The sequence below is a fragment of the Agrobacterium sp. BT-220-3 genome, assembly GCF_025910175.1.
Taxonomy (GTDB): Bacteria; Pseudomonadota; Alphaproteobacteria; order Rhizobiales; family Rhizobiaceae; genus Agrobacterium; species Agrobacterium oryzihabitans.
In genome coordinates, this window is the sequence record NZ_JAPAIX010000002.1 from 173201 (window position 1) to 198505 (window position 25305).

General features: G+C 58.1%; 20 protein-coding genes. 8 read left to right on the forward strand and 12 right to left on the reverse strand.

What is annotated here, in order from left to right:
• Positions 1–5: 5 nt before the first annotated feature.
• From OK142_RS07370 to OK142_RS07380, 3 genes are read right to left on the reverse strand one after another with little or no spacing between them, the layout of a single operon-like run.
• Positions 6–1934, reverse strand: a complete 1929-nt coding sequence (locus OK142_RS07370) for a glycosyltransferase family 2 protein (RefSeq protein ID WP_498681904.1) — start codon at positions 1932–1934, stop codon at positions 6–8.
• A complete protein-coding gene (galE, locus tag OK142_RS07375) occupies positions 1931–2914 on the reverse strand; it encodes a UDP-glucose 4-epimerase GalE (protein WP_082185752.1) in 984 nt (327 codons plus the stop codon). The genes OK142_RS07370 and galE overlap by 4 nt, the downstream gene beginning before the upstream one ends.
• A gap of 1 nt (position 2915) precedes the next feature.
• Entirely contained in the window at positions 2916–3938 is a 1023-nt protein-coding gene (locus tag OK142_RS07380; protein WP_003500682.1) for a UDP-glucuronic acid decarboxylase family protein, read from the reverse strand.
• A gap of 395 nt (positions 3939–4333) precedes the next feature.
• Here OK142_RS07380 and OK142_RS07385 point away from each other — a divergent pair, with 395 nt between their 5' ends.
• The gene (locus tag OK142_RS07385; protein ID WP_498681907.1) at positions 4334–4684 is read left to right on the forward strand and encodes a hypothetical protein; all 351 of its coding nucleotides are present in this window, start codon (positions 4334–4336) and stop codon (positions 4682–4684) included.
• A gap of 57 nt (positions 4685–4741) precedes the next feature.
• On the opposite strand, the gene OK142_RS07390 is transcribed toward OK142_RS07385, so the two are convergent.
• On the reverse strand, positions 4742–5512 hold the full coding sequence (locus OK142_RS07390) for a helix-turn-helix domain-containing protein (protein WP_035243558.1): 771 nt from the start codon (positions 5510–5512) through the stop codon (positions 4742–4744).
• A 909-nt stretch (positions 5513–6421) separates the two neighbouring features.
• On the opposite strand from OK142_RS07390, the gene OK142_RS07395 reads away from it, so the two are divergent.
• The 5 genes from OK142_RS07395 (at position 6422) to OK142_RS07415 (ending at position 13788) form a co-directional block, all read left to right on the forward strand.
• On the forward strand, positions 6422–7390 hold the full coding sequence (locus OK142_RS07395) for a hypothetical protein (RefSeq protein ID WP_003500675.1): 969 nt from the start codon (positions 6422–6424) through the stop codon (positions 7388–7390).
• A gap of 152 nt (positions 7391–7542) precedes the next feature.
• Positions 7543–9561, forward strand: coding sequence for a hypothetical protein (locus OK142_RS07400; RefSeq protein ID WP_498681910.1), 2019 nt, complete (start codon positions 7543–7545; stop codon positions 9559–9561).
• A 78-nt stretch (positions 9562–9639) separates the two neighbouring features.
• Positions 9640–11841 (forward strand): type I secretion system permease/ATPase, encoded by a 2202-nt coding sequence (locus OK142_RS07405; protein ID WP_498681912.1) that lies wholly within the window; start codon positions 9640–9642, stop codon positions 11839–11841.
• An 8-nt stretch (positions 11842–11849) separates the two neighbouring features.
• Complete coding sequence (locus OK142_RS07410; protein WP_137038907.1) at positions 11850–13208, forward strand: HlyD family type I secretion periplasmic adaptor subunit; 1359 nt, start codon at positions 11850–11852, stop codon at positions 13206–13208.
• An 85-nt stretch (positions 13209–13293) separates the two neighbouring features.
• A complete protein-coding gene (locus OK142_RS07415; RefSeq protein ID WP_498681914.1) occupies positions 13294–13788 on the forward strand; it encodes a hypothetical protein in 495 nt (164 codons plus the stop codon).
• 77 nt (positions 13789–13865) lie between these two features.
• On the opposite strand, the gene OK142_RS07420 is transcribed toward OK142_RS07415, so the two are convergent.
• The 4 genes from OK142_RS07420 to OK142_RS07435 form a co-directional block, all read right to left on the reverse strand.
• Positions 13866–15176, reverse strand: coding sequence for an O-antigen ligase family protein (locus tag OK142_RS07420; RefSeq protein ID WP_313613710.1), 1311 nt, complete (start codon positions 15174–15176; stop codon positions 13866–13868).
• Between the two features lie 7 nt (positions 15177–15183).
• Complete coding sequence (locus OK142_RS07425) at positions 15184–16470, reverse strand: polysaccharide biosynthesis/export family protein (protein WP_498681916.1); 1287 nt, start codon at positions 16468–16470, stop codon at positions 15184–15186.
• 191 nt (positions 16471–16661) lie between these two features.
• Positions 16662–17342 carry a sugar transferase gene (locus OK142_RS07430; RefSeq protein WP_003500662.1) on the reverse strand — a complete coding sequence of 227 codons (681 nt, stop codon included), beginning with the start codon at positions 17340–17342 and terminating at the stop codon, positions 16662–16664.
• Between the two features lie 619 nt (positions 17343–17961).
• Positions 17962–18510, reverse strand: a complete 549-nt coding sequence (locus OK142_RS07435) for a cupin domain-containing protein (protein WP_003500658.1) — start codon at positions 18508–18510, stop codon at positions 17962–17964.
• 146 nt (positions 18511–18656) lie between these two features.
• On the opposite strand from OK142_RS07435, the gene aptA reads away from it, so the two are divergent.
• Both aptA and OK142_RS07445 read left to right on the forward strand, forming a co-directional pair.
• On the forward strand, positions 18657–19991 hold the full coding sequence (aptA, locus tag OK142_RS07440; RefSeq protein WP_003500656.1) for an omega-aminotransferase AptA: 1335 nt from the start codon (positions 18657–18659) through the stop codon (positions 19989–19991).
• A gap of 145 nt (positions 19992–20136) precedes the next feature.
• Complete coding sequence (locus OK142_RS07445) at positions 20137–21957, forward strand: methyl-accepting chemotaxis protein (RefSeq protein WP_498681919.1); 1821 nt, start codon at positions 20137–20139, stop codon at positions 21955–21957.
• A 110-nt stretch (positions 21958–22067) separates the two neighbouring features.
• Here the strand turns inward: OK142_RS07445 and OK142_RS07450 are convergent, their stop codons facing one another.
• The 4 genes from OK142_RS07450 to OK142_RS07465 all read right to left on the reverse strand — a co-directional run bounded on the left by OK142_RS07450 (position 22068) and on the right by OK142_RS07465 (position 25250).
• Positions 22068–22853 carry a L,D-transpeptidase gene (locus tag OK142_RS07450; protein WP_082185746.1) on the reverse strand — a complete coding sequence of 262 codons (786 nt, stop codon included), beginning with the start codon at positions 22851–22853 and terminating at the stop codon, positions 22068–22070.
• A gap of 19 nt (positions 22854–22872) precedes the next feature.
• Positions 22873–23928 carry a L,D-transpeptidase family protein gene (locus tag OK142_RS07455; RefSeq protein WP_498681920.1) on the reverse strand — a complete coding sequence of 352 codons (1056 nt, stop codon included), beginning with the start codon at positions 23926–23928 and terminating at the stop codon, positions 22873–22875.
• Positions 23929–24084: 156 nt separating this feature from the next.
• Positions 24085–24870: an SDR family oxidoreductase gene (locus OK142_RS07460; protein ID WP_498681923.1), complete on the reverse strand. Its 786-nt coding sequence runs from the start codon at positions 24868–24870 to the stop codon at positions 24085–24087.
• Positions 24867–25250 (reverse strand): hypothetical protein, encoded by a 384-nt coding sequence (locus OK142_RS07465; RefSeq protein WP_164056769.1) that lies wholly within the window; start codon positions 25248–25250, stop codon positions 24867–24869. Before OK142_RS07465 ends, OK142_RS07460 begins: the two co-directional genes overlap by 4 nt.
• Positions 25251–25305: the final 55 nt, after the last annotated feature.

Here is a 25305-nt window from a genome sequence, read left to right on the forward strand (position 1 = left end):
TCCTTCTATTGTCCGACCCTATTGTCGGCCAGCATGATTTCTCCGGTTATCATCGCCGGTGGCGGCATCATGGGTTCCGCCTGCATGTTTCTATTTCCTGGCATTCCCGGCAGTACGATGCGCAATTTCAGACGCACCGATCTTGCTCCTTCCACGCCAGCGCCGGCCACGGTGAACCGCGTTTCGGTGAAGCTGACATAGGGTTGCCCGTGCGACAGGGCTTCCAGCCCGCCAATTGCATGGGAGCTGAGTTCCGCGGCACTGCCGCCCACAAGCATTAACGAACAGGCAGCGGCAGTCGCCGCACCGCGCAATGCCGGCAGCCTCGGCAAACCGTTTTCCATCGCGTGGCGGATAAGCAGAAACACCGAGAGGCCCGCATAGATCGCCACATTGATCGCGGCGAAGACGAAGAAGCCTTCCGCTCCGCTTTCGCGCGGCGCCAAAACCATGGCCAAAAGGCTCAACGCGGCCAAAGCCATGTAGGGCACGATTACCCGGAGCGGCAGTGGGGGTTTTGCCTGCGTGCCCTTCGGCGTGATGCGGAAGTCGACGAAGTCGCCACGGATCGTATCCCGGATCGCTGCCAGCACACCCATCAAAGACCAGGGCCAGCGCAGGAACAGAAACACCATGGCTTCCCAGCTGAAGAGTTTTGCATCATGCGGGCGGAAAGCCCCTGTGGCCCGCCAGAAAAACGCGAACACGATCATGATGAGCGAAATCGGCATGAAATGCGCCAGAAACACCGGATAGGATGCATTGACGAGGACATGCCCGCCCAGGAGCGCGACGGCCGGAAGCACGAACATCAGCGCCATGAAGCCGGAAAACAGCGGATACCAAAGCTGCGAAAACAGGAACTGGAACTTCAGCCGCAGGGGCAGTTTCGGCACGTAATGCCGTGAATATTGCAGCAGGATGGTCATCAGGCTGCGTGACCACTGGAATTCCTGCACAATGAGGTCGGCAAAGGTCGAAGGCCCGTCGCCATGCGCAATGGCGTTGACGGCGTGGACCCCGCGCCAGCCACCGGCATTCATCAGAAGTGTGGTGGAATGGTCCTCCGCAAGCTCGGGGCCCAGACCGCCCACTTCACGCAGCGCTTTGGTGCGCACGGCATAATGCGAACCGATGCAAAGCGGCGCCCAGCTGTTGTTGTAACCCAGCTGCAGCGCGCCGTGCAGGCTCGCCTCCGCATAAAGCCTGCCGCGCGCGGCCCAGCTTTCACCGGCATTGGCATCGCAGATGCTCGGCGCGGAGACATATCCCACCGCCGGATCGGCGAAGGGACGGATGATCTCGCTCAGATAATCCGGCTCCGGCACGTGGTCGGCATCGAACTGGGCGACGAAATCATAACGTTCGTAACCGTAATGATCATAGAAATAAGCGAGATTGCCTTCCTTGCAACGGGTGCGACGCGGCCAGGTCTTGCGATGATAGTCGGCGATACCTTTGCGGGTCGAAACGAAAACACCATGCGCGCCGCACCATTTCAGCGTTTGCGCATCCGGATCCTCATCCGCAAGCCACACGTCGAATTCCAGCCCCTTTTGCTCCAGCATGGCCAGCAGCGTCTTGCGCACCACGGCGAAGGGTTCCGATGGCGCCTTGGTGACGACCATCGCCACCCGGCCCCTGGGCAGAGGAGAGCGCCGATCGACAACCCTGGCATTCAGGAAGATGAAAATGAAATAGGACGGCAACAGCGTAATCCACGCCAAAGTCATCGTGACGATGGTGTAATAGGGCCAGTCGATGACCCGGTCCCGGTCCAGCCACCAGATCCAGAAATAGGCAAGTGTGACCAGCCAACCGCCGATACCGAGAAGATAGGCTGTGCGGTTCCATCCGGTGAAGACCGGCAGCATCCGCAATGCGCCTGTGGCGACGCACGACGATGTGACAGAAGGAGTGGAGCGCGTCTTCATGTCAGCACCTCCAGCCCGAAGCCCGGACCGGCCGTGCGGATGATGGTGTCGATATCCGAGCGTTTCGGGGTAAAGCCGAGCGTTTCTTCCGCCCGCTTTATATCCGCGAAGAGAGCTGGCGGATCGCCGGCGCGCCTTGCACCGAAATGCACCGGAACTTCCTGGCCCGTCACCCGGTGGATCGCCCTTATGATATCGCCAACCGACGTGCCATGGCCGGAACCGAGATTGACGCGCAGCGTCTCACCGCCATCCGCCAGATAGTTGACGGCGGCGACATGCGCATCAGCCAGATCGCTGACATGGATATAGTCGCGAATGCAGGTGCCGTCGCTGGTATCGTAATCCGCGCCGAAGACATCGAGCTGGGGCAGTCGCGCAGCGGCGGCCATCAGCGCCCGCGGGATCAGATGGGTCTCGGGTTCGTGGCGTTCACAGAGTTCGCCATCCGGGTCGGCACCTGCCGCGTTGAAATAGCGCAATGCGACGAAACGCATACCGTAGGCGGCGGCGTAATCATCAAGCGCCATTTCGAAGATCAGCTTCGTGCGCCCGTAAGGATTGACGGGCATCTGCGCCGTTTCTTCGCGGATCGGCAGGTGCGGCGGCACGCCATAGGTGGCGCAGCTGGAGGAAAACACCAGCCCGCCAATATTCTGATCGAGACAGGCATCCAGAAGCGCCAGGCTGCCGCCGACATTGTTGCGGTAATATTTCCGCGGATCTTCGACGGATTCGCCAACATAGGCGTTGGCGGCGCAATGGATGACGAAAGCCGGCGCAAACTCCTTGAGCGTAGCCTTCAGCAGACTGCGGTCGAGAATGTCACCCTCGATGAAGGGTCCCCAGCGAACCGAATCCGCGTGACCCGTTGAGAGATTGTCGTATGCGATCGGCTTGAAGCCGGATTGAGCCAGCGCCTTGCAGATGTGGCTGCCTATGAATCCGGCCCCGCCCGTGACGAGGATTGTGCGGGGCATCTCATACGGCCTCCGCCATTTTCCTGCCGGCGAGGAGCGCATCGAAATAGACGATGGTTCTTTCCAGTCCCATTTCGAGCGGTACACGGGGTTGCCACCGGAGCTGCTCCTTGGCCCGCGAAATATCGGGGCGGCGCTGCTGCGGATCGTCGATCGCAGCGGGCAGATGGACAATGCGCGAGCGGGAATTCGTCATGCGGATGACGATATCTGCGAGCTGCCGCACCGGAATTTCACTCGGATTGCCGAGATTGATCGGCCCGATGCAGTCCTTCGGCTTGGCCGAAAATCGCAGGAAACCGTCAATGAGATCGTCGACATAGCAGAAGGAGCGCGTCTGGCTGCCATCGCCATAAATGGTGATGTCGGCACCCTTCAGTGCCTGCACGATGAAGTTGGAAACAACGCGTCCGTCATCCGGGCGCATGCGCGGCCCATAGGTGTTGAAGATGCGTCCCACCTTGATATCGACACCGTGGCAGCGGTGATAATCGAAAAACAGCGTCTCAGCGCTGCGTTTCCCTTCATCGTAGCAAGCTCGCGGCCCGATTGTATTTACATTACCGAAATAGGTTTCCGGCTGCGGATTGACGAGCGGATCGCCATAGACTTCCGATGTCGAGGATTGCACCACGGTTGCACCGCATCTGCGGGCAACTTCCAGCACGTTGACCGCGCCAAGCACATTGGTGAGCAGGGTGCCGACAGGATCGCGCTGATAATCCGGCGGCGAGGCCGGAGAGGCGAAGTTGAAGATCAGCGAGACATCGATGTCATAGGGTTTGCGCACATCGTGCTCAACCAGCAGAAAGCGCTTATTGTCGCGCAAATGTTCGATATTTGCGGTTCGTCCGGTCGAAAGATCGTCGAGACAGACCACTTCGTGGCCGCAGCCCAGCAGACGCTCGCAAAGGTGGGAGCCAAGGAAACCGGCACCGCCATTAACGAGAACGCGCTGGCCTGGCCTCCACTCGTCATAGATTGTGACGCCGTTGTCATGCTCGTTGGGAACGAAATTACGCATTACACACTCCTCCCCATGAGGAATCAGCCCGGCTGATTCAACTTGAACTGGATCAAACTCCCGATTGTTCGGTATCTTGAATATCATCCTCCGGTTTTTATTTCTTCTGGAGGTTTAATATTTCGATTCGATAGATTTCAACTTTTATGATAGGCGCGGTGAAAAACAGGTCAACTTCATTTTGTCGAAATATTACAATTGATTACCTTTCACTACTCAAATCAGCCCCTGATTTAATACTTTTTAACTATGCCTCCATTATGCCTTTCTTATTGAGCATTAGCGCAAGCTTCGCTCAACCAGTCGGGACTATCCTGGTTTTGTAAGGCTCGGTCCACCGGGACAAAACCGCCCGGCGAGATGCGACAGACAGTCGGTTTCAGGGGACATACACGATGAATGAAATGCCTTATTCCCATAGCGGCAAAGCAGCTCGCCGCCGTCACTTCGCACTTGTTGCCACAGCACTTGCGGCTTTCACCTTCGCCACTGCTTCATGCTCCGTGGTCGAAGACGCCGTTCTCATCAAGACCGCATCTGCGAATACGGCCACGATGAAGACGCGGGTTGCTCCGGCCAGGACCTCCTACGGTTACGACAAGACAGGCAATGCAGCAGTGACGCTTGTTGCCGACGCGTCGTCGAGGACGCCCTCCATATCGCGGCCGTCCTATTCCGGTTCCTCTCCCTATATCTGCTCACCGAGCGGATTTGGTCAGAAGTCCCGTTGTTTCCTGAGGCCCTGAGCCTCGGCAAGAAAACCTGATTGAAACTGGCGCCCGGCAACCTTCGCTGCCTGACTTTCAGTTTCTCCAGCCGGAAAAGGCCGCGTCCTCGTCCTTATTAAAGAAGCGTGACGCCGCCTCCGTGCGGTTACGGACGTGCATCTTCTTGTAGATGTTGCGGACGTGTACTTTCACAGTGTTTTCCGACAGATGAAGCCGGTCCGCGATGATTTTGTTTTGCGTTCCCTTGCACAGCAGGTCGAGAATTTGAACCTCGCGCGTCGTCAGCGCGGATATCTCGCTTCTGCTGGCAGAGAGGGCGTCGGCACGATTGGCGATCACGGCGCTGCTTTGAACGCTTTTGCCATGAACGGCCTGGGAATAAGGTGTGAGCTTGCCGAGAAGCGCGGCCGGAAAATGCTCTCCGCCCTTCATGAGCAGGTCAACGGCCGCCATGAAGACGTCGAGCCGCAGATTGAGCGGCAGCACGCCATCTATAATGCGCGTCCCCACCAGCTGCTTCAGCGACTCTTCGAACTTCTCGATGGTTTCAACGACGAGTGCGATCGGCGCGTCCGGATGTTTTTCGCGGACGGCTGAAAGGACGCCATGAAGCCGCTCCGACGATATGCGGTATGGCAGGACCAACCGGACATTCGCACCGTAATCATCGTCAATCGTTGCCGACGACGTGACGCTCACCACGGCGAATGTGGGGAACTTTTTGCCCAACGCCTCTACGAGGCACTCGGAAAACAGGTCCGGATCCGCTATGATTAATAAAGTTCCATTTATAGGAGCAACGGCACCACTTGGTTTTGCCGCATAATCTGAAGTTCCCATGAACATTGACGCCTCCCTAAAGCGCTTACGCATTACGGTCTTTTGGTTGTGTCGTCTGCTGTTTGCTGAAGCGGCCCCTGAAAACTTATGGGGCAATCCCCGCCTCAAGCCATGTCAACTATCATTAATTACCCGTTAATTAAGGAGGCTAATACGAAAAGCTGTGTAAATAAATGGCCCAAACGGGTTATTTTTTACAATTGACGTACAAAATAGGTTACGCCATGACAGAATCACTGATCCCGGAAACGTTGGAAAAACAAACACATCGAAAAAGCTTTCGCTGCGGTTTTGCAATCCGGGAAAATATAACTTTCAGTTGAAATCCCTTTGCATACCTCCCCGTCGAGTGACGCTGGAGAATGTGCCATTTCGGGATGCTGGACTTTTCTCACCGAAATAAACCATGTTTTTCGAAAAAGCCGCTGCCGGCTGTCGAAGCCGCATTATTTCCGGCCAAGCCGGCGAAATGCACCCCGTTGCCCACCCTCTGACATATATAATCGGGGTGAAAGCGCCGATATGTTTAACCCGAATTGATATCTAGGAACGGCAATTTTTCTGCTGCACAGTCTGACCGTCGCTGAAACGGCGATCGATGGAAAGACAACCCCGGCCTTTGACGTGTGTTTGCAAACGCCGGTTCCTTTTCAAGAAACATGAAAACGAAAAGACGAAAGCCACCGCGCTCCCCATTGGAGCGAGGAACGGATTTGTGCGCCTTTTTACCGAGTAGCGCACAGGGGCTGAACGAAAAGAGCCCGGTCACGGGCCAATGCCAAACCGCAGGTGATGCGTAACGAGTACATCTGCAAAACATCAATCTTTGTGCAACACGGAGCAAGCGCGAAAAAATCCCATTTAAGATGAGAGGGATTTCGAAAGCTGCTCCGAGCTTTTTCGGAGGAAATAAAAATGGGTTATGATCCAAAGTCATCCGGCGGTAGCGACGACGACATCACCAAGATCGGCGCGCTTTCCGATGGTTTCGCCAACACCTCGACCAATGACGCCAAGGTGGAAGACAGCAACGTCGGCACCGCAAATGGTGAAAACCGCAACAACGACAACAGCGATCACAGCACCAATGTGGATGTTGACGCCAAGATTGATGTAGCCGCCAACAACGGTGACAATCGCGACAACGACTATGACTGGAGCTACGACAGCAAGTCGTATAGCGACAACGACACGACCACCAAGACGAGCACCGAAACCAACACCGATATCAAGGTCGACTACGACTGGAGCTATGAAAGCAAGTCGTACAGCGACAATGATACCAATGTGAAGACGGTCACGGATACGGACACCAAAACATTCTCCTATTCCGACAACGACACCTCCACCAAGACCACGACGACCTCCGACAGCTTCAACTCCGCAGACAGCTACTACAAGTCGGATGACGACTTCGGTAACATCTCCGGCGTCAAGGATGTCGGCAATCTCGGCATCGCCGGCGGAGACCTCACCTTCAACCTGGGTGACGACTTCTCCTTCACACTCGACGTCGACAATATCCTCAACAGCTCGCTTAACGGCGACGGTAACGACACGGGCTTCAGCCTTGTGCAGGCCAACCACCTGGCGGATCAGGATCAGGCCTGGGATATCAAGATGGACAACGGTGGCGCCCAGAACCACCTGAACGCCAATGCCGGTGACGCTTACGGCGCCGAAGGTATGGACGGCAAGGGATGGGACCTCAAGGCCGGCGACGACGCCGCAGGTACCAGCACTGCAGATGCATCGGCAATCCTTGCAAATTCCGGCTTCCATCTGGAACTGGTGCAGGGCGCCAACATGCTCTCCAATGCCGTTGACGTCACGATCACAGGCGGCAACTCGCATGTATCGGATGTCGGTGAGGATCACTCCTGATAACCACCTCTTGACGAAAAGAGCTGCACCGGCATCCGCCGGTGCAGTTCGCGGTTAAAGGACCGGTTTGCGCGAAAACGAAGCACCGCCTGTGAGACGGGTGCCGTCCGCAACGCTCAGGCCCTGCCGCGATGATCAGGGAGGGACCTCCAATGCATATCGACAAGATTTCCGACATGATTGCGCATTTCATCGGCCTGTTCGATACCGAGGTCGAGGATGCGCGTCTGAGAACCAATTATAGCGAAGGCCCGGCCCAGTCTAATCCGGACCACTTGCCCGACGATGAAGCGGCACGGCTGCTCGACAAGAATTACGACGTTCCGCTTGAAGATTACGATCCCGGCGTCAAATATCGTTCCGGCTATTATGATTTCGATTACATGCGGCCGCATTTCGCGCGTGCTGTCGAATACGACATGCAGCAGCTTGCAAATGCCATACCGGTCGATATTTCCGGCGCGCATTTCCGCTTTCCCGGCCGTGTTTCCTTCGAGGGAGAACGCGAACTGGTGGTTCACACCGGCCCCGGCTCTGTCGCCGCTCATGTCACGCAGGTCAATATTCTTCAGGACGATGACTATGTGAACATGACGGACGGCCCCAATGTGGCGCGCGACACGACCTTCGTGACCGAGCGCACCGTCGAGTTCTACAATGAAGCGGCCGTCTTCACGCCCTTTTCCACTTTCCAGCGCACTGACAGCTACGACGCATTGCAGGCGCTCGCCAAATCCGCCCATGATTACATCGACCACGCCCGCGAAAACGACGTCACCTCGCTCGGCACCGGGGCGGACGAGGATTTCGTCCTGGCTGGCAACGATATCAACGGCCTTTATATCAATGGCGCGGTTTCCTACGACAAGCCGATGCTCGACGACTTCATGCCGGATCGCGGCATTGCCAAGCCAGCGGAAGAGCCGGAAAAGAGCGACGTTTCGCTGCATGAGGACAGCCCCGCCGGCAACAGCATCGATGTGGCCGCAGGCGCCAACATCGTCGCCAATGTCGCCACGCTGGTCAATACCGGCGTCATGACCTCCGTCACCGCCGTCATGGGTGACTATCACCAGATCGACGCGATCACCCAGGCCTATATCTATAGCGATCGGGACGAGATTTCGTCCGTCTTCACCCATTCCGAAGATCAGGCGGCAACGGCTGCATACAACATCGCCAGCTTCGAGCGCACGGTCTATCCCGGCGCAGAGAACGCGGCCGACAGCCATGATACGGCTGAAACGCCGATATTCCCCACCGCCTGGCGCGTCAGCGTGCTGGAGGGGGACGTATCCTTCGTGCACTGGATCGAGCAATATCAGTTCATCAGTGACAACGACACGATGACAATCACCACGGCGGGCTCCAGCGTCAGCCTGCTGACAGGCGGCAACGCTGCCCTGAACATCGCCAATTTCCTCGGCATCGGCATGCAATATGATCTGATCATCGTCGGCGGCAATGTGCTGGACATGAACCTGATCAGCCAGATCGCCGTGCTTTACGACAATGACTGGGCCCGCGCCAATCCCGATGCGCCTGATGGCGCGACGATCCAGTCCGGCAATAACCTTCTGTGGAACGATGCTTCCATCCACAATGTCGGCAGCAATGATCGTTTCGAAGCCATGCCAGACTACATGAACCAGACGGTGAACGCGATCAACCAGCGCGACCCGAACATGCCGGACGCGCTCGCCCACGACGCCAACTTTGCCGGCTATCAGGGGCTGAACGTTCTCTACATCACCGGCAATCTTTACGACGTCAGCATCATCAAACAGGTGAGCGTGCTGGGTGATTCCGACGATGTGACCCAGGCCGCAGCCAAGGTTCTGGAAAACAACCAGGATGCGACCGTCCATATCGACACCGGCAGCAATGCTGTCGTCAATCTCGCACAGATCGTCGACTACGACAGCTTCGGCTCCACCACCTATGTTGCCGGCGGCCTTTATTCCGATGCCATCCTCATTCAGGGCGGCATTATCGAAAACGATACGTCGCATCCGGCTCAGCCCGGCCAACTGGCGAACGAGGTCATCGCCTTTCTTCACGATGATCCCGCCACCATCCAGAACGAATCCGATGGCGTCATCAATGCCGGTCACGACATGTCATGGTCGAACGCGCATTCGGCCGACGTCATGCAGGGGGTCACTGCCTAGGTTTTGGCAAGCGGGACGGGAAACGCACGTCCCGCCGAAACCGCAGTTACCGCAAGATCACCAGGGGACCGATAAAAAATGGATCATATCTCAAGAAAAACCATTGCCGACGGGCGCTCGCTGGATTTGCCGCTGGATCAGGATGCGGAAGACAGCAAGCTAACCGATGCCTGCATTTCGGCCATCAACGAAGCCGTTGAGAACCTTCGCCAATTATCCGGCGCAGAACAGGCGAAAAACACTCCCTCCTCCCAGGAGGCTGCTCCCCCACAAACTCTTTCCCAACCGCTGGCGAAAACGGAACAACCGGCGCAATTGCGCGATGTTCCGCCGGAAAGACCGGCTCCGCAACAGGATCCGCAGCCCGCCTCCCCGCTCGAACCCCAAGCGAAAGTCGACAATACCGACCTGCCCTTCGTCAAGACCATCGACAATAATGACGGGCCTATCCGGGAAAACGAGCGCCGGCCGGTGACGGGTGGTGGCGGCAACGGCAAGGAGCCGACGGATAATGGCGGCGGCGGTGGTGGCGGTGGCGGAAGCCAGAGCGGGTTCCACAAGCGCAGCGAGCCGATCAATTTTGCCGCAAGTCTCGCCAAGGGTATTGCCGCCGTACGTCGCAACATGGTGGTGGTGATGCTGTTTACCATCGCCATCAACATCCTGCTGCTCGCCATTCCGCTTTATCTTTTCCAGATATCGGACCGGGTGCTGACCAGCCGCTCGATGGATACGCTGATAATGCTGACCGTCGCCGTACTCGGCGCGGTTCTGCTGCAGGCTTTCATGGACGCCATTCGCCGCTTCATCCTGATGCGCACCGCCGTCGAGCTTGAAGTGCAGCTTGGTGCGCCCATCCTTTCGGCCGCCGCCCGCGCCTCCCTGCATGGCAGCGGCAAGGACTACCAGATTCTACAGGACTTGCAGCAACTGCGCTCCTTCCTCACCTCTGGCACCTTGATCGCCTTCCTCGACGCGCCGCTGATGCCGCTCTTCATCGTGGTGGTTTATCTCGTCCATCCGCATCTCGGCATCATCATCATGGTCTGCTGCGCGGTGCTGTTCATCATTGCCTGGCTGAACCAGCGCTTTACCGCGAGACAATTTGCCGAAGCTTCCGGCTATCTGAGCCGCGCCAATTTCCATCTCGATTCCATGTCGCGCAACTCGCAGATCATCAATGCGCTGGCAATGATCCCCGAAGCGGTGAAGATGTGGGGCCGCGAAACGGCCGGATCGCTGAAGTCGCATGTGGCGGCGCAGGATCGCAATATCATGTTCTCAGGCGTCTCCAAGGCCGCCCGCATGATGACCCAGGTGGCGCTCCTGGGCTGGGGCGCGCATCTGTCGCTGTCAGGCGAACTGACCGGCGGCATGGTGATCGCAGCATCCATCATTTCCGGCCGTGCCCTTGCGCCCATCGAAGGGGCGATCGAAGGCTGGCACCAGTTCAATAAATCCGCAGCCTCCTATGGCCGCATCAAGCAGCTTCTCATCAGCTCGCCGCTGAACTTCCCACGCCTGCGCCTGCCCAACCCGGAAGGGCGTCTGGATGTGGAGCGCATCCTCTTCGTGCCGCCGCCGCAGAAGAAGGTGATCTTGAACGGCATTTCCTTTTCGCTGAAAAAGGGAGAGTCGCTCGCCATCATTGGCAATTCCGGCTCCGGCAAGACGACGCTTGGCAAGATGCTGGTCGGCTCCATCCTCCCCACGTCAGGCAATGTCCGCCTCGACCTCATGGACCTGCGAAACTGGGACCAGCGGCAGTTCGGTGAGAGCATCGGTTATCTGCCGCAGGACGTGCAGCTATTCCCCGGCACCATCAAGGCCAATATCTGCCGCATGCGCGACGATGTCGAAGACCGCCAGATTTATGAGGCAGCTGTGCTGGCCGATGTGCACGAGCTGATCGCCGGTTTCCCGCAGGGCTATGAGACCGTGGTCGCGGCCGATGGCGCGCCGCTTTCCGGCGGCCAGAAGCAGCGTATCGCGCTTGCCCGCGCCTTCTTCGGCGATCCCAAATTCGTGGTGCTGGACGAGCCCAACTCCAACCTCGACACACAGGGCGAACAGGCGCTGGCCAAGGCGCTGCTGCACGCCAAGAAACAGGGCATCACCACCGTCACCATCACCCAGCGGCCCGCACTTCTGCAATGTGTCGACAAGATCATGGTTTTGAAGGATGGGTCCGTCGCAATGTTCGGCGAAAGAATGGAGGTGCTGAAAGCGCTTTCCGGCAGCGGCCGTCAGGGCAGCCAGTCCCCGCAGATCGAGGGTTGAGGATCGTCATGTTCAAGAAGAAAAACGCCATCGTCGAAGTCAAACCCCAGGGCCAGCTTGAATGGTACAGCGAGGTGCCACGCTCCATCCGCCTGCATAGTTCCATCGGTCTTGCGGTGTTGCTCGCCTCCTTCGGCGGCTTCGGATTCTGGGCCGGCACCGCGCCGCTCTCCTCGGCCATTATCGCCCAGGGCAGCTTCGTCGCCACCGGTAACAACAAGGTCGTCCAGCATCTGGAAGGCGGCATCATCAAGGAAATGATGGTGAGCGAAGGCGATACGGTCAAGGAAGGCGACGTTCTCCTGACGCTCGACAAGACGACGGCACTCGCCAATGAGCGCATGTTGCAGCTGCGGCGGCTTCGCCTCGAAACCATCGTGGTGCGCCTGCGCGCCGAGGCGCAGGGCGAAAAAAGCTTCAAGGTGCCTGACATCGTCATGAAGGAAGCCGGCGATCCGGATATCAACTCAATCATCCAGAGCCAGAACATCGTGTTCCACAGCAAGCTCATAAAGCTTGAGGAGCAGCTGAACCTGATCGACAAGAACATCCGGTCGCTGGAATTTCGCTATACCGGCTATGATGGACAAAAACAGTCCTTCGACCGGCAGCTGGCGCTTCTGACACAGGAGCGCGACTCCAAGGAAAAGCTCGCCAAGGACGGCGTTATCCGCAAGACCGACATGCTGGCGCTGGAGCGCGCCATTGCCGACGCCATGGGAGATATCGCCCGCCTGACTGGCGAGATGAACCAGAGCGAGGCGGAAATCGCCAAGTTCAAGCAGGAAGCTGTCATCGCCGTCAACGCCAACAAGCAGGCCGCGCTCGACGCGCTCGAAACGGCTGAGTCCGATCTCGACAGCGTGCGCGAGCAGGTTCGCGGTGCCGCCGAAGTGCTGGAACGCACCGTCATCCGCTCCCCCGTCAACGGCACCGTTGTGCGCGCCTATTATCACACGCCAGGCGGCGTCATCACCACCGGCAAGCCGATCATGGAAATCCTGCCCGCCCATGTTCCCCTGATCCTTGAGGCACAGGTTCTCAGAACCTCGATCGACCAGCTGCATGAAGGCCAGACCGCCGCGATCCGTCTCTCGGCGCTGAACCGCCGCACGACACCGGTTCTGAACGGCAAGGTCTTCTACGTCTCCGCCGACAGTATCGAGGAAAATGCCGGCCTGCAGGTCAAGGACGTCTATATCGTGCGCGTGCAGGTTTCCGATGAGGAAATCGCCAAGGTTCATAATTTCCACCCCGTGCCCGGCATGCCGGCCGACGTTCTGATCCAGACGTCGGAACGCACCTTCTTCGAATATCTGACCAAGCCGATCTCTGACAGCATGTCCCGCGCCTTCAAGGAAAGATGAATAAATATCAGTAACCTAGACTGTCTTTTCCGCAGCAATCAGCATATGATGGCTCAATATATTTCGTTGGGGTGGGAGAAGCAGCATGGCGGCAATGTCGGATGTATTGCTGCTGGTCGGCAGGCTGAATTACGTGTGGACCAACACCGAAAGCCTGATGATCTATCTGATCGTCCATCTCCTGAAAGTGGAGAAGGAAGCGGCCATCGTGGTGTTTCTGACGCTCAACACCACGCGGGCGCGCATGGATCTCATTGAGCGCCTGGCGAAGCTTCCGTCCACGGACGCGAAGGACCGCAAGACCATTCTCTCCATCATGGCGCGGCTGAAAAAAGAAGCGAAGACGCGCAACAAATACAATCATTGCATCTATTCCTTCGACGAAAAGGGCGAAATCGCCAGCACCCAGCTGATGCGGCTGGTGGAGGACGACAGCAAGGTCCGTTACGGCAAGGTCGAACGCATGGACGAGAAGGAAATCGAGCACCTCGAAAAGTCGATCGCGGATATTGTCGATGTCAGCAAGGATATGTGGAGCTTCATCCACGCCAGCCCGCATGTCTCGGCGGACTATCTTTAGAACCACCTCTTCTCCGTCATTGCGGCCTTGGGCCGGGATGTAGCCGACGCGCGTCCGCGCGGCGAGGACGAATTGTTTCAGCCCAAGGACCTGGGCTGGCTGGATTCCGCCTCAAGGCCGGAATGACGGTGAGAAAAACCGCCACGAACGCCAGTCAGGTGCACGCTGCCCCGCGCAGCTTTCGCCGGAAGGCACAGTTTTCCGGCCGCGAAATAGAGCAGGAACGAGCCGATCTGATACGGGAAAATGATATCGATCTCCACGAAGGAGCGAACGACAAAGAGCGCACAAATGGCGAAGAGAATGACGCCCTGCGGATCGCTCTTTCGCATCAGGACCGAGCGCAGATGGCCAAGCAGCGTGCCATAAAGCACCATGCCGAGCAGGATCATGCCGACGATGCCGTTTTCCACCACCGTTTCGATATAGGTGTTGTGGAAGTGGAAGCCGCTGCGGCCCGTGATGAAGAAGTCGTTCCACAGGCGTTCGGCATCGGCAAAACCCACCACCCAGAACCCCTGATAGCCGACACCGAGAATGGGCGTCTGTTTCGCCGCTTCTATGCCCTGCTGCCACAGATAGGTACGACCTGTCAGTGTCGAATCCTTGCCGAAAATGCCGAGAATGGCGTCCAGCAGGCCGAATTGCAGGGAGGCAACGGCCAGCAGCGCGCCAAGGCCGCCGAGCGCAAAAAACGTCATCTTGCGGTTGGCGGGTGAAAGCATGCCGATTGGGATGAAGCCGATGATGAGGGCGACCACGGCGGCCGTGGTAATGGCGGATGTGGCCGATTGCGACGCGATGAGGCTATAGGCCGATAAAAGCCCGGTGACACCCGCAATCGGCAGCCAGATGCCCCTTTGTTTGAGGACCAGCACGGAAGATGCGGCAAAAATGACGCCGAGCGAGGCATAAAAGCCAAGCTGGTTCTTCGATGAGAACGCGCCGACGAAACTATAGGTGCCATCAAGCGCATCGAAGAGATAGATGCCGAAAAGCAGCGAATACAGCAGTACCACGGCGATGCCGATCAATGCTCCACGCGTCAGTGTGCGGATGGAAATCACCCGCATGGCAATGAGCGCGCAGACGATATGCGTCATGTACTGGATAGAGGCGCGCATGGTCACCGATGCTGCTTCAGACCAGAAGCTGGACAGCACGGTCAGTATGCCGAAGGCGAAGATCCACAGATAACGCGGATAATTGCCGAGCACCTGCCGGTAGTTGACCACCACCAGCGGCAACCACATGCCATAATAGGCGAGAACCGATATTTGCCCGAAACGCGACGAATAGGCGAAAACGAAGAATGACAGCGCGATTGCCGCCATTCCGTAGACTTCATTGCGTTCGGGATCGATCAGCGCCGATTTGGCGATCCGCATGGAAACCTCACTGCATCAGGATTTCGGACGAGACCTTGATAACGTCGCCAGGCTGAAGCATGGCATTTTCATCCACCTTCACTTCCTTCGGCTTGCCGTTTTCCTCACGCACCACGACGTAGCTAATGGTCGCGGATTTTCCCGACGGGTCGAAACGGATCGCCTCGGCAGATTGCGCCAGCGCCTCCGACATCAATTCGCGGCTGGTGGTCAGCTGCAGATTGAGCTTGTCGAGTTCCGCTTCCGTATCCTGCAGTTCCTTGGAGCGCTGCGCCACCCAGTCATTGCGCAGGTTGATCTCGTCCTGCGTCGCCTTGTTAATGTCCTGCTTGGCGCGCAGCGACTGCGTATCGATATCGAGCAGGGTGGATTCCACCTCCGCCGCCCGTTCTTCCGCAGAAATACGCCGCTGCGAGAGCGCTAGCCCCTGCTCGTTCAGCCGGTTGACGCGGTCGCGGTCCTCATTGGCAAGCTGGAGCTGGCGGTTTTGTGTTTCCGATTTCTTGTTCAGGGATTCGACTTCGCTCTGCAAAAGGGCATGCAGATCCGTCAACGCCTTGAGCTGAAGCGTATATCGCTCGGTCCGGGACTTCATCAGCGCGCTTTCGCTCGCAAGAAGCGTATCGATCTCGGTAATTTTTTCCATTTCCGGCGTCTTGGCAATGGTCGTATCACCCTTGACCTCGGCCACGAGGCGCGCCTGACGGGCAAGCAGCCTTGCCCGCTGGTTGTCATAGACGGCGGCATCGCCACGCGCATTGATGAAGTCACGGGCAAAACGCTGGCCAGCATCAGAGCGCCTTAAGCCGCCGGCAAGGCTGACGGCCTTCAGCACTGTCAGATTGGCGGCGTATGGATATTCGCCCGGCGTCTGCACATCGCCGCTCAGAAAGATCGGCCGGAACTGGGCGATTTCGACGGAGGCAGAAGGCAGGTTGCGAAGGGCAAACTTGCTCTGAAGCTGGGTGCCGATCGCCTCGCTGACTTCAGATGGTGTTTTCCCCGCCACCTCCAGCTGGCCGATGAAGGGCAGAGACAAGGAGCCCGACGGACCGACGGAATAGTCCCCATTGATGACATCCCAGTTGCGGATGCTGCCATCGGCCGGTTGCCATTCGGCCACGCGAATGCGCAGCTTGTCGGCTGTGCCGAGCTTGTACTGGCCACCGTCCGCAGCCATTGCGGAAAGCGGCGCGCCGAAAGCGACGGTTGCGGCAAGCAAAAGTGCGGTGAGGGTCTGTCTGGCCGTCTTTTTGGCAAGCGGACGATTGGAGGCGGCGAAAAGGCCGTTCATCGGGAAACTCCCTGTTTGCGGATCGCCACGCGGGCGATCAGGCGATAGAGCAACCGGACGGTGCCGGTTGCGCAGCGCCGCAAAAAGCGGCCAGTATGATTAGCACCAATGACGCACCCGAAGACCGGACTTGGGATCCCGGTCAGGGTGCGTGTCGAAATGAAGGTCGATAAAACCGAACTCAATATTGGTCAGTAGCTTCCGCGTGACAGGCACACGGCTGGAATGGTCTTGACGATGATGAAGACATCCTGTCGCATCGACCAGTTCTGCACATATTGCGTGTCGAAGGCCACGCGGGTCTTGTAGGAGACGTCGTTACGGCCGCTGATCTGCCACAGGCCGGTCAGGCCCGGACGGGTGCTGAGATAATAAGCGGCAGCGCTTTCGTAGTAGCTCAGCTCTTCATCGACGACCGGGCGCGGGCCAACCACGCTCATTTCGCCGCGGATGATGTTGAGGAGCTGCGGCAGTTCATCAAGGGAGAGCTTGCGCAGCACGGCGCCAACGGCCGTAACACGCGGATCGTTCTTGAGCTTGCGGGTAGCACGCCATTCCTCGGCGGCTTCCGGATTGGCGGCAAGATATTGGCGCAACATCTCGTCGCCGTTCATCGCCATCGTCCTGAATTTCAGGCAATGGAAATAGCGGCCATTATGTCCCACACGCCGGTGGCCGTAGAAGATCGGGCCAGGGTCGGAAAATTTCACCAGCGCGGCGATCAACAGGAAAAGCGGGCTGAATATGAGCAGCGCAAGTGCAGCCGATGTCATATCGAAGCTACGTTTTGCGATGCCCCCGATAGGAAAACTGACATCGAAGTCTTCGGAGCTGCTGAGTGTCTGTTCAGCCGATTGGGTCGCGGACTTCATAGAGAGAACTCCATTTATGTTTTGCGATTGGTCGGTGCCCGGAGGCGCGTCTTTCCGTCTAAAGGAGATAACAAGTCTGTGTTCTGAATTTGATGCTAATGGATTTTTTGTAAGGCACATTGCCTATGACCGTCTATGCGATTTCTTGCGTGAGCGGCCGATCAACGTCCGGGCAATATTAACGGTTGCATAAAAAAGAAACAAATGTGCAGATGGCCATGTTCCCAGAGCATGGGTGTCCGTCCCGCATGTATAGGGTTTTCGACCCCGGATAGTCTTTTCTTATATGTTTCTTATGACTTGGTGAGATGAGACAGGAACGCCAAGAACAGCCATGCGTGTAACAGACTAATAAATTTTTTTGCGGCGCAGCAAGATTGCGGCAATGCATATAAAATTTGACATATTAGCCGGGATTTTTCTGTCTGGCATTTTGTGTTTGCCAAGAAAAAGCGATGGAAAAATTGCAAGAGCGGCGCAAAAGTGGCGAAACAATGGCGAAAATTCCTGTCAAAGCCCCGACCAATCGTCGAAAATCTTCCGGCTTCGGCAGAGATTCTGTCTCTACCAAGATAGGCCGGATGTCCGCCGGGTGCCATATCGGGTAAAGACCCGGGAATCAGAAGGTGGGTGGCGTGCAGGCGCTGATGACCTCGCAGGGCACGGGTCCAACGCAACGGAAGCGATGCGGCCTGCGGCTTTCAAAATAATAGGCGTCGCCCGGCCCAAGCACCCGCCTCTCCTCGTCCACCGTCACTTCCAGACGCCCGGAGAGGATTATCCCCCCTTCCTCACCATCATGCACCAGCGGCACCTTGCCGGTATCGGCGCCCGGCTGGTAACATTCCTTGAGGATCTGCAGGCTGCGGCCGAAAACATTGTCGCCAACCTGCCGGAAGGATATCGGCCCCTTGCCGATTTCGACCAGTTCGTCCGCGCGGTAAAATGCCTTGCGGCTCGTCTCCGGCTCGAAGGCGAAGAACTCGGCAAGACCGATGGGTATGCCATCGAGAATACGCTTCAGCGCGCCGACGGACGGATTGGAGGTATTGGATTCAATCAGCGAAATCGTCGAATTGGTGACACCGGCGCGCCTTGCCAGTTCACGCTGGGAAATATTGTGACGCAGCCGCAAATGGCGCAAACGCCCGCCTATATCCACCGACATGCAGGAGCCCCCGTTGCCCTTGTTCGAAATATCGAAAACTCTCCTCACCGCCTATAACATTTTCAATGGCTTGGCCACAGCGAGAAAAGGGCTTGTTCAGTCCGGAAAATAGCTTTCAATCATCGGCACCGAACAGGAGAGCCACTATGGATAACCCCAGCAGATCCAATTCCACCTCACTCGACAGCTATTGGATGCCATTTACCGCCAACCGGCAGTTCAAGGCCAATCCGCGCCTGCTGACGAGCGCAGAGGGCATGTATTACACCAGCAATGACGGCCGCCAGGTTCTCGACGGCACGGCTGGGCTATGGTGCGTCAATGTCGGCCACGGCCGCCAGCAGATCGCATCTGCCGTGAAACACCAGCTTTCCACCATGGATTATGCGCCCTCCTTCCAGATGGGCCACCCCGTCGCCTTTGAATTTGCCGAGCGGCTGGCGGAAATTGCGCCTGGTCCGGAAGGTGCAAAACTTGATCGCGTATTTTACACCGGCTCCGGCTCGGAATCGGTCGATACGGCCCTGAAGATCGCCATTGCCTATCAGCGCGCCATCGGCCAGGGCACCCGCAGCCGACTTATCGGCCGCGAGCGCGGTTATCACGGTGTCGGCTTCGGCGGCATCTCCGTCGGCGGCCTCGTTAACAACCGCCGCGTTTTCCCGCAAATCCCCGCAGACCATCTGCGTCACACCCACGATCTTTCGAAGAACAGCTTCGTCAAGGGCCAGCCCGAGCATGGTGCCGAGCTTGCCGATGATCTGGAACGGCTGGTTGCCCTGCATGGCGCAGAAACCATCGCCGCCTGCATCGTTGAGCCAGTCGCCGGCTCCACCGGCGTGCTGGTGCCGCCGAAGGGTTACCTGGAACGCCTGCGCGCGATTTGCGACAAGCACGGCATTCTGCTGATCTTCGATGAAGTCATCACCGGCTTCGGCCGCATGGGCTCGTCCTTTGCGAGCAATTACTTCGGTGTGACCCCTGACATCGTCACCACCGCAAAGGGCCTCACCAATGGCGCAATCCCGATGGGCGCGGTCTTCACCAGCCGCAAGGTTCACGATGCGCTGATGCACGGGCCGGAAAGCCAGATCGAGCTTTTCCACGGCTACACCTATTCCGGCCATCCTGTCGCCTGCGCCGCCGGCATTGCCACACTCGACATCTATCGCGACGAAGGGCTCTTCACCCGTGCAGCCGAAATGCAGGACGTGTGGCACGACGCCATCCATTCCCTGAAGGGCCTGCCGAACGTCATCGACATCCGCACCATCGGCTTCATCGCCGGCATCGAGTTGCAGCCGCGCGACGGCGCCATCGGCGCGCGCGCCTATGAGGTCTTCACGGATTGCTTTGAGCGCGGGCTGCTCATCCGCGTCACCGGTGACATTATCGCCCTTTCGCCGCCGCTGATCGCGGAGAAATCCCATTTCGACGACATCGTCTCGATCCTCGGCGACGCGCTGAAAAGAGCGAATTAAAAGTATAAATCTCTAATATAGAAAAGGCTGCAATACAAATTGCAGCCTTTTTTGCTTTTTATCAAATCCATCATAAAAATAGATCATTTCTTAAGCACGTTCTATTATTTTCCCGCAGTATAAGCAACGGAGCGGGAACGACCCCATGGCGTCGATTCAAAAAAAGATAATATTAGCAAGCATCGCAATATTCTCTCTCACCGGAAGCGCCGTTGGCATCGGCATTTGGGCGACGGAGACGCTCAACCGCAATAGCGCGGAAGTATCACGCTCTGCCGAAATACTTCACAATCATATGCGCGCCGACATGATGCACGATGCGTTGCGCTCGGATGTGCTCGCGGCCATTCTTTCCACCAATGACACGATGGGTTTGTCTTTCGACGCGGTAAAGGCCGACCTTGCCGAACACGAAGCGACATTCCTCGAGGCCATAAAGGAAAACGCGGCTTTGTCCGAAGGCACCGAAGCCAAAGCCGTTATCGACAGCGTGGAAAAACCGCTTCATTCCTATCTGGAAATAGCCAAGACAGTGGTCGGCCTTGTGGGGTCCGATCCGGGCGCAGCGACAAAAATGATCCCGGATTTCATGCGGCAGTTCACCACGCTTGAAACGGCGATGGAGAAAGCCGGCGAGCAGATCGACGCGCTGTCGCAAGCCACTGTCTCCAAAAGCCAGGAGACAAAGGCGGTCATCGACCTTCTTTTGAAAGGGCTGCTGGGTCTGGCGACACTCTTCTGTGTCAGCCTCTTCATCCTTACCCGCAAAACGGTAACGGGTCCTATCCTGCGCCTGTCGGAGACGATGGAAATCCTTGCGAGTGGCGATACGTCTCAGCCGCCTTCGGGTGTCGACCGCAAGGACGAGATCGGTTCCATGTCCGGCGCAGTCGAAATATTCAGGCAAGCGGCGATCGCCAATCGGGCATTGGAACAGGAAGCCGCTGCTGCGCGTGAAAAGGCTGAACTTGATCAGCAGGCGGCACGACGCCAGACGGAAGAGGATGCATCGGACAGGCTGCGCATCGCGACATCCGGGCTTGCCGCCGGGTTGAAGCGGCTTGCATCCGGTGATCTCGCCTTCCAGCTCGATGTCGCCTTTGCTCCGGAATTCGAACCCCTGCGCCGTGATTTCAACAGTTCGGTCAAGCAGCTCGCTGAAACGCTTCTCGCGATCTCCGACGGCGTCGCCACCATCGATGGCAGCACCCGCGAAATCGCAGCGGGCGCGGACGATCTTTCTCGCCGCACCGAACATCAGGCCGCATCCCTCGAAGAGACAGCCGCAGCCCTTGAAGAAATCACCGTCAATGTCGCCAATGCCAACAAGCGTGCCGCCGAAGCCCGCCTTGCTGCCACCGATGCCAACCAAAGCGCAGTGAAATCCGCCGAAGTCGTCGGCCATGCCGAAGAGGCCATGCGCCGCATCGAGGCCTCGTCGCGGCAGATCACCGGCATCATCGGCGTCATCGACGAAATTGCCTTCCAGACCAACCTTCTGGCGCTGAACGCCGGGGTGGAGGCTGCCCGTGCCGGCGAAGCCGGCAAAGGCTTTGCCGTGGTGGCGCAGGAAGTGCGTGATCTTGCGCAGCGCTCGGCAAAGGCCGCAAGCGAAATCCGCGGCCATATCCGGCAATCATCGACCGAAGTGGAGAGCGGCGTCAAACTGGTGCTCGACACCGGCACGACGCTCAAAGATATCGGCGAGCGCATCGCCGGCATCGACCGCCATATGAACGCCATCGCCACATCGGCGGCCGAACAGGCGACCGGTCTTGCCGAGATCAACGCCGCGGTGAATTCGATGGATCAGGCCACCCAGCAAAATGCGGCCATGGTGGAACAATCAACCGCCGCCTCGGCAATGCTCGCCGCCGAAACGGCCAAGTTGCGCGCGCTGGTATCCCGTTTCCGTCTTGAGATGGAAAGCATCGGTGGTCACGATGTTACCCGTCGCGTGGCCTGAGATTGCTGCCGCAGATCGAGCCGGCAAAATCGGGATAGAAGCGCATCGAATGCATCTTTATCATCCGTCATTTCCAGCCGCCATCGCAGGCGGCTGGAAACCTTCATTTATCAATAGGTCTGCATCGGCTGCGAAAGGCCGTCACCAACCACACCGCCGCCATATTGCGCGACCGGTACGCCTGCCTGACCGATCGGCACGCCCTGCTGTGCCGGTCCAAGCGCCGTAACCACAATCGGCGTACCATCCGGCACACGGTTGTAGAGATCGACGATGTCCTGGTTCAGCAGACGAACGCAGCCCGAGGAGACTGATTTGCCGATCGTCCACCACTCGGGCGAGCCGTGCAGACGATAGATCGTGTCCTTGCCGTCCTTGAAGATATAGAGCGCACGCGCACCGAGCGGATTCTTGAGCCCCGGCTCCATGCCGCCATTGCGGCTGCTATAGGGCTCGAGTTCCGGCTGGCGGGCCACCATCTCATCGGGCGGCGTCCAGCGCGGCCATTGCCGCTTGTACTGGATCACGCCACGACCGGACCACTCGAAGCCCGCGCGGCCAAGACCGACGCCGTAACGCATGGCCTGATTATTCTCATAGGTGAGATAGAGGAAATGGTTGGCGGTATCGACCACGATGATGCCGGGGCGCTCGCCGGTCGGGTTTTCCACCATCTGCCGCAGGAACTGGCGCGGGATCCTCTTGTAGGGAATTTCCGGCAGCGGAAATTGCTCGTCCGGCTTGGGGCCGTACATCAGGGCATACATCGGGTCGTCGGCCGGAGCGGCGGGCCGGCTGGCCTCACGCGCCGTGGTGTTACAGCCCGCAAGGCCGGCAAGCGCCAGTCCACCTGCTCCAAGCAGGAAACCCCGCCGGGTCGTTGTCGTGTCGTTCAATTGAAAAACCTCATTTACGTCATCTCACACTGGCAAAGGGATCTGCCAGCGCCGCCTCGGGACGGCTGATAGGGTACTTCGTGCCGGAAACCTGCGATGCCATGGCCTTGGCGCCACTGGATTTCAGGATGGCACGGAAGCTCGGATGCATGCCGCCGTCTACATACGCACTGAGGGGAGCTGTGGTTCCCTCGTTCATAGCGGCGGCAAATTTTTGTTGTTCTTCGGCCAGTTTCGAAGCGACCAGCGGGTCCTGCTGGTTGATGGCAGGCGGGCAGGCGGCCAGCGGATCGGCAGGTTCGCCTTCGGCAAATTCACTATTGAAGACATATCGCCTGCCGCAGACGGATACCTTTGGCTGCCGGCGCGTCACCTCGAAATAGTCGTAGCCTTCCTTCAGCGTCTTCCAGAAGGGCATGTTGGGATCATCCCGATGCGCCACCATGTTGCGGGCGCTCATGCGGAACGGATAGGCCTGCACCTGAAAACGGTCCTGACCGCCCTGCAATGCGCGCGCGACGACCGCATAAATCTCGCCAACCTGCTGATCGGTCATGGCATAGCAGCCCGAAGAGGAACAGGCGCCGTGCACCATCAGCGCTTCACCGGTGTAACCGAGCGCCGATTCCAGCCGGTTGGGATAACCGAGGTTGAAGGAGACGAAATATTGCGAATTGGGGTTCAGCATGCCGGCCGAGACATGATAAAAACCTTCAGGCGCCTGCCTGTCGCCCGTTTTCATCTTTGGTCCGAGCTTTCCGGACCAGCGGCACATCGGATAGGTCTTCAGCAGCGCATAACTTCCGGTCTTGTCGATCTTCCAGACCTCAAGTTCGCTTTCCTGCTTGAAGATGCGAACGAGAACCGGGCTTTCCGGGCGCATGCTCTTGGCGGACATCTGCGCCATCATCTTGGACGACAGCTTCGGCGGGTCCTTCTTGACACTATCGAGACCCATGGAAGTGCACGCGGCAAGGGTGCTGCCGATCGCAACGATCGCAGCCATTCTCACACCCGCCTTTGCCCTGTGCCGCAACCCCGCAACCGCGAAATCCAGCAATGCCTTCATGCCCATGGATCGTTCTACCCGCCTGATTTGCCCGCCTTTCCGGCAGACGCTTAACTAGCGAAGGTGGCCACAACGCGGCAACCTCGCATATGGACAAAGTCTCGTGAACAGACGTTACCCATTCGTTAATCATACGCACACAAGCCTGTGATGGAACTGTTGTTACCGAAGGAGCCCCTGCCCGCCATCGATCCATACCGGCGTGCCGGTGATGTGGCGAGACCGGTCGGATGCCAGAAAACCGATCAGCGCAGCGACATCCTCGCTCGTCCCTGCAACCCCGCCTGTGACCGGAATGTCGCCCTCCGGAAAACGCACCGGCACCTCGGTCTTGTCGCGCCCGCGTATGTCGGTATTTTCGTCAATTGCCGTTTCAATTTCGCCCGGACACACCGCGTTGACACGGATGCGATGACGCCCAAGCTCAAGCGCCAATTGCTGGGCCATGGCAAGCTGCCCGGCCTTCGTCACCGAATAGGCTGTGGCGCCCGGCGAAGTGAAAGTACGGGTGCCATTGATGGAAGAAACGATGACGATGGAGCCGCCGCCTGCAGCCTTCATATGCGGCACGCTGGCATGGACGGTGAGATAGGTGCCGCGCAGGTTGATGCGGATCGTATCGTCCCACTCCGAAGGCCTCAGATCGTCAATAGGCGCCCAGACGCCGTTGACGCCGGCATTGGCCACCACGACATCCAGACGGCCGAAATCTTGCACAAGCGTTGCGACTGCATGTCGCATGGCCGTTTCGTCCGCCACATCGGCGACAAGGACCTTCGACGCGCCCGTTGCAGCGGAAATCTCATTTTCCACCGCCTGCAATTCGGATTCGGTACGTCCAAGAAGGCCGACGGAAAAACCTTCCGCAGCCAGATGAAGGGCGGCGGCCCGACCGATGCCGGAGCCAGCACCGGTGACGAGCGCGACTTTACCATTGGCCAATGTCACAGCCCTCCTTTTCTCGACGCGATCGAGGTGACCGTCGCCGAGACGGGGTCGCTCGCCGGAAAGCTGTCTTCCAGCCCCTCTTCCAGCTCCTCCTCCAGAATGTCGCGATCCTTCGATGTGCGGGCACTCGCCTGCCCACGCGGTGCTTCATCCTGCGCCGTGCCGAGGGCGGAGAATTGCGAAGATGCATCCGCGCCCTGGCGCGTTCCGAATGCCGTCAGCTGAACCATGACCGCGCTTGCGCGTTTGATGGCCTCCGCATCGCCGATACCCTCCAGGCCGTCGGCAAGGCGAACCGAGACCTGATCGCCGTCGCTGCCGACAAATTCCACGGAGATCACCCCGTTATCCCGTTTTACATAGGTCGTAGAAAGTTGCATGACATGCCCTCCGGTTTGAAAAAACATCGGCGTAATCCGATGCAACAACACACTG

Excerpts from the sequence above, each read along its gene's own strand:
- OK142_RS07370 (WP_498681904.1), bottom strand. The coding sequence starts at position 1,934 with ATGAAGACGCGCTCCACTCCTTCTGTCACATCGTCGTGCGTCGCCACA.
- galE (WP_082185752.1), bottom strand. The coding sequence starts at position 2,914 with ATGCCCCGCACAATCCTCGTCACGGGCGGGGCCGGATTCATAGGCAGC.
- OK142_RS07380 (WP_003500682.1), bottom strand. The coding sequence starts at position 3,938 with ATGCGTAATTTCGTTCCCAACGAGCATGACAACGGCGTCACAATCTAT.
- OK142_RS07385 (WP_498681907.1), top strand. The coding sequence starts at position 4,334 with ATGAATGAAATGCCTTATTCCCATAGCGGCAAAGCAGCTCGCCGCCGT.
- OK142_RS07390 (WP_035243558.1), bottom strand. The coding sequence starts at position 5,512 with ATGTTCATGGGAACTTCAGATTATGCGGCAAAACCAAGTGGTGCCGTT.
- OK142_RS07395 (WP_003500675.1), top strand. The coding sequence starts at position 6,422 with ATGGGTTATGATCCAAAGTCATCCGGCGGTAGCGACGACGACATCACC.
- OK142_RS07400 (WP_498681910.1), top strand. The coding sequence starts at position 7,543 with ATGCATATCGACAAGATTTCCGACATGATTGCGCATTTCATCGGCCTG.
- OK142_RS07405 (WP_498681912.1), top strand. The coding sequence starts at position 9,640 with ATGGATCATATCTCAAGAAAAACCATTGCCGACGGGCGCTCGCTGGAT.
- OK142_RS07410 (WP_137038907.1), top strand. The coding sequence starts at position 11,850 with ATGTTCAAGAAGAAAAACGCCATCGTCGAAGTCAAACCCCAGGGCCAG.
- OK142_RS07415 (WP_498681914.1), top strand. The coding sequence starts at position 13,294 with ATGGCGGCAATGTCGGATGTATTGCTGCTGGTCGGCAGGCTGAATTAC.
- OK142_RS07420 (WP_313613710.1), bottom strand. The coding sequence starts at position 15,176 with ATGCGGATCGCCAAATCGGCGCTGATCGATCCCGAACGCAATGAAGTC.
- OK142_RS07425 (WP_498681916.1), bottom strand. The coding sequence starts at position 16,470 with ATGAACGGCCTTTTCGCCGCCTCCAATCGTCCGCTTGCCAAAAAGACG.
- OK142_RS07430 (WP_003500662.1), bottom strand. The coding sequence starts at position 17,342 with ATGAAGTCCGCGACCCAATCGGCTGAACAGACACTCAGCAGCTCCGAA.
- OK142_RS07435 (WP_003500658.1), bottom strand. The coding sequence starts at position 18,510 with ATGTCGGTGGATATAGGCGGGCGTTTGCGCCATTTGCGGCTGCGTCAC.
- aptA (WP_003500656.1), top strand. The coding sequence starts at position 18,657 with ATGGATAACCCCAGCAGATCCAATTCCACCTCACTCGACAGCTATTGG.
- OK142_RS07445 (WP_498681919.1), top strand. The coding sequence starts at position 20,137 with ATGGCGTCGATTCAAAAAAAGATAATATTAGCAAGCATCGCAATATTC.
- OK142_RS07455 (WP_498681920.1), bottom strand. The coding sequence starts at position 23,928 with ATGGGCATGAAGGCATTGCTGGATTTCGCGGTTGCGGGGTTGCGGCAC.
- OK142_RS07465 (WP_164056769.1), bottom strand. The coding sequence starts at position 25,250 with ATGCAACTTTCTACGACCTATGTAAAACGGGATAACGGGGTGATCTCC.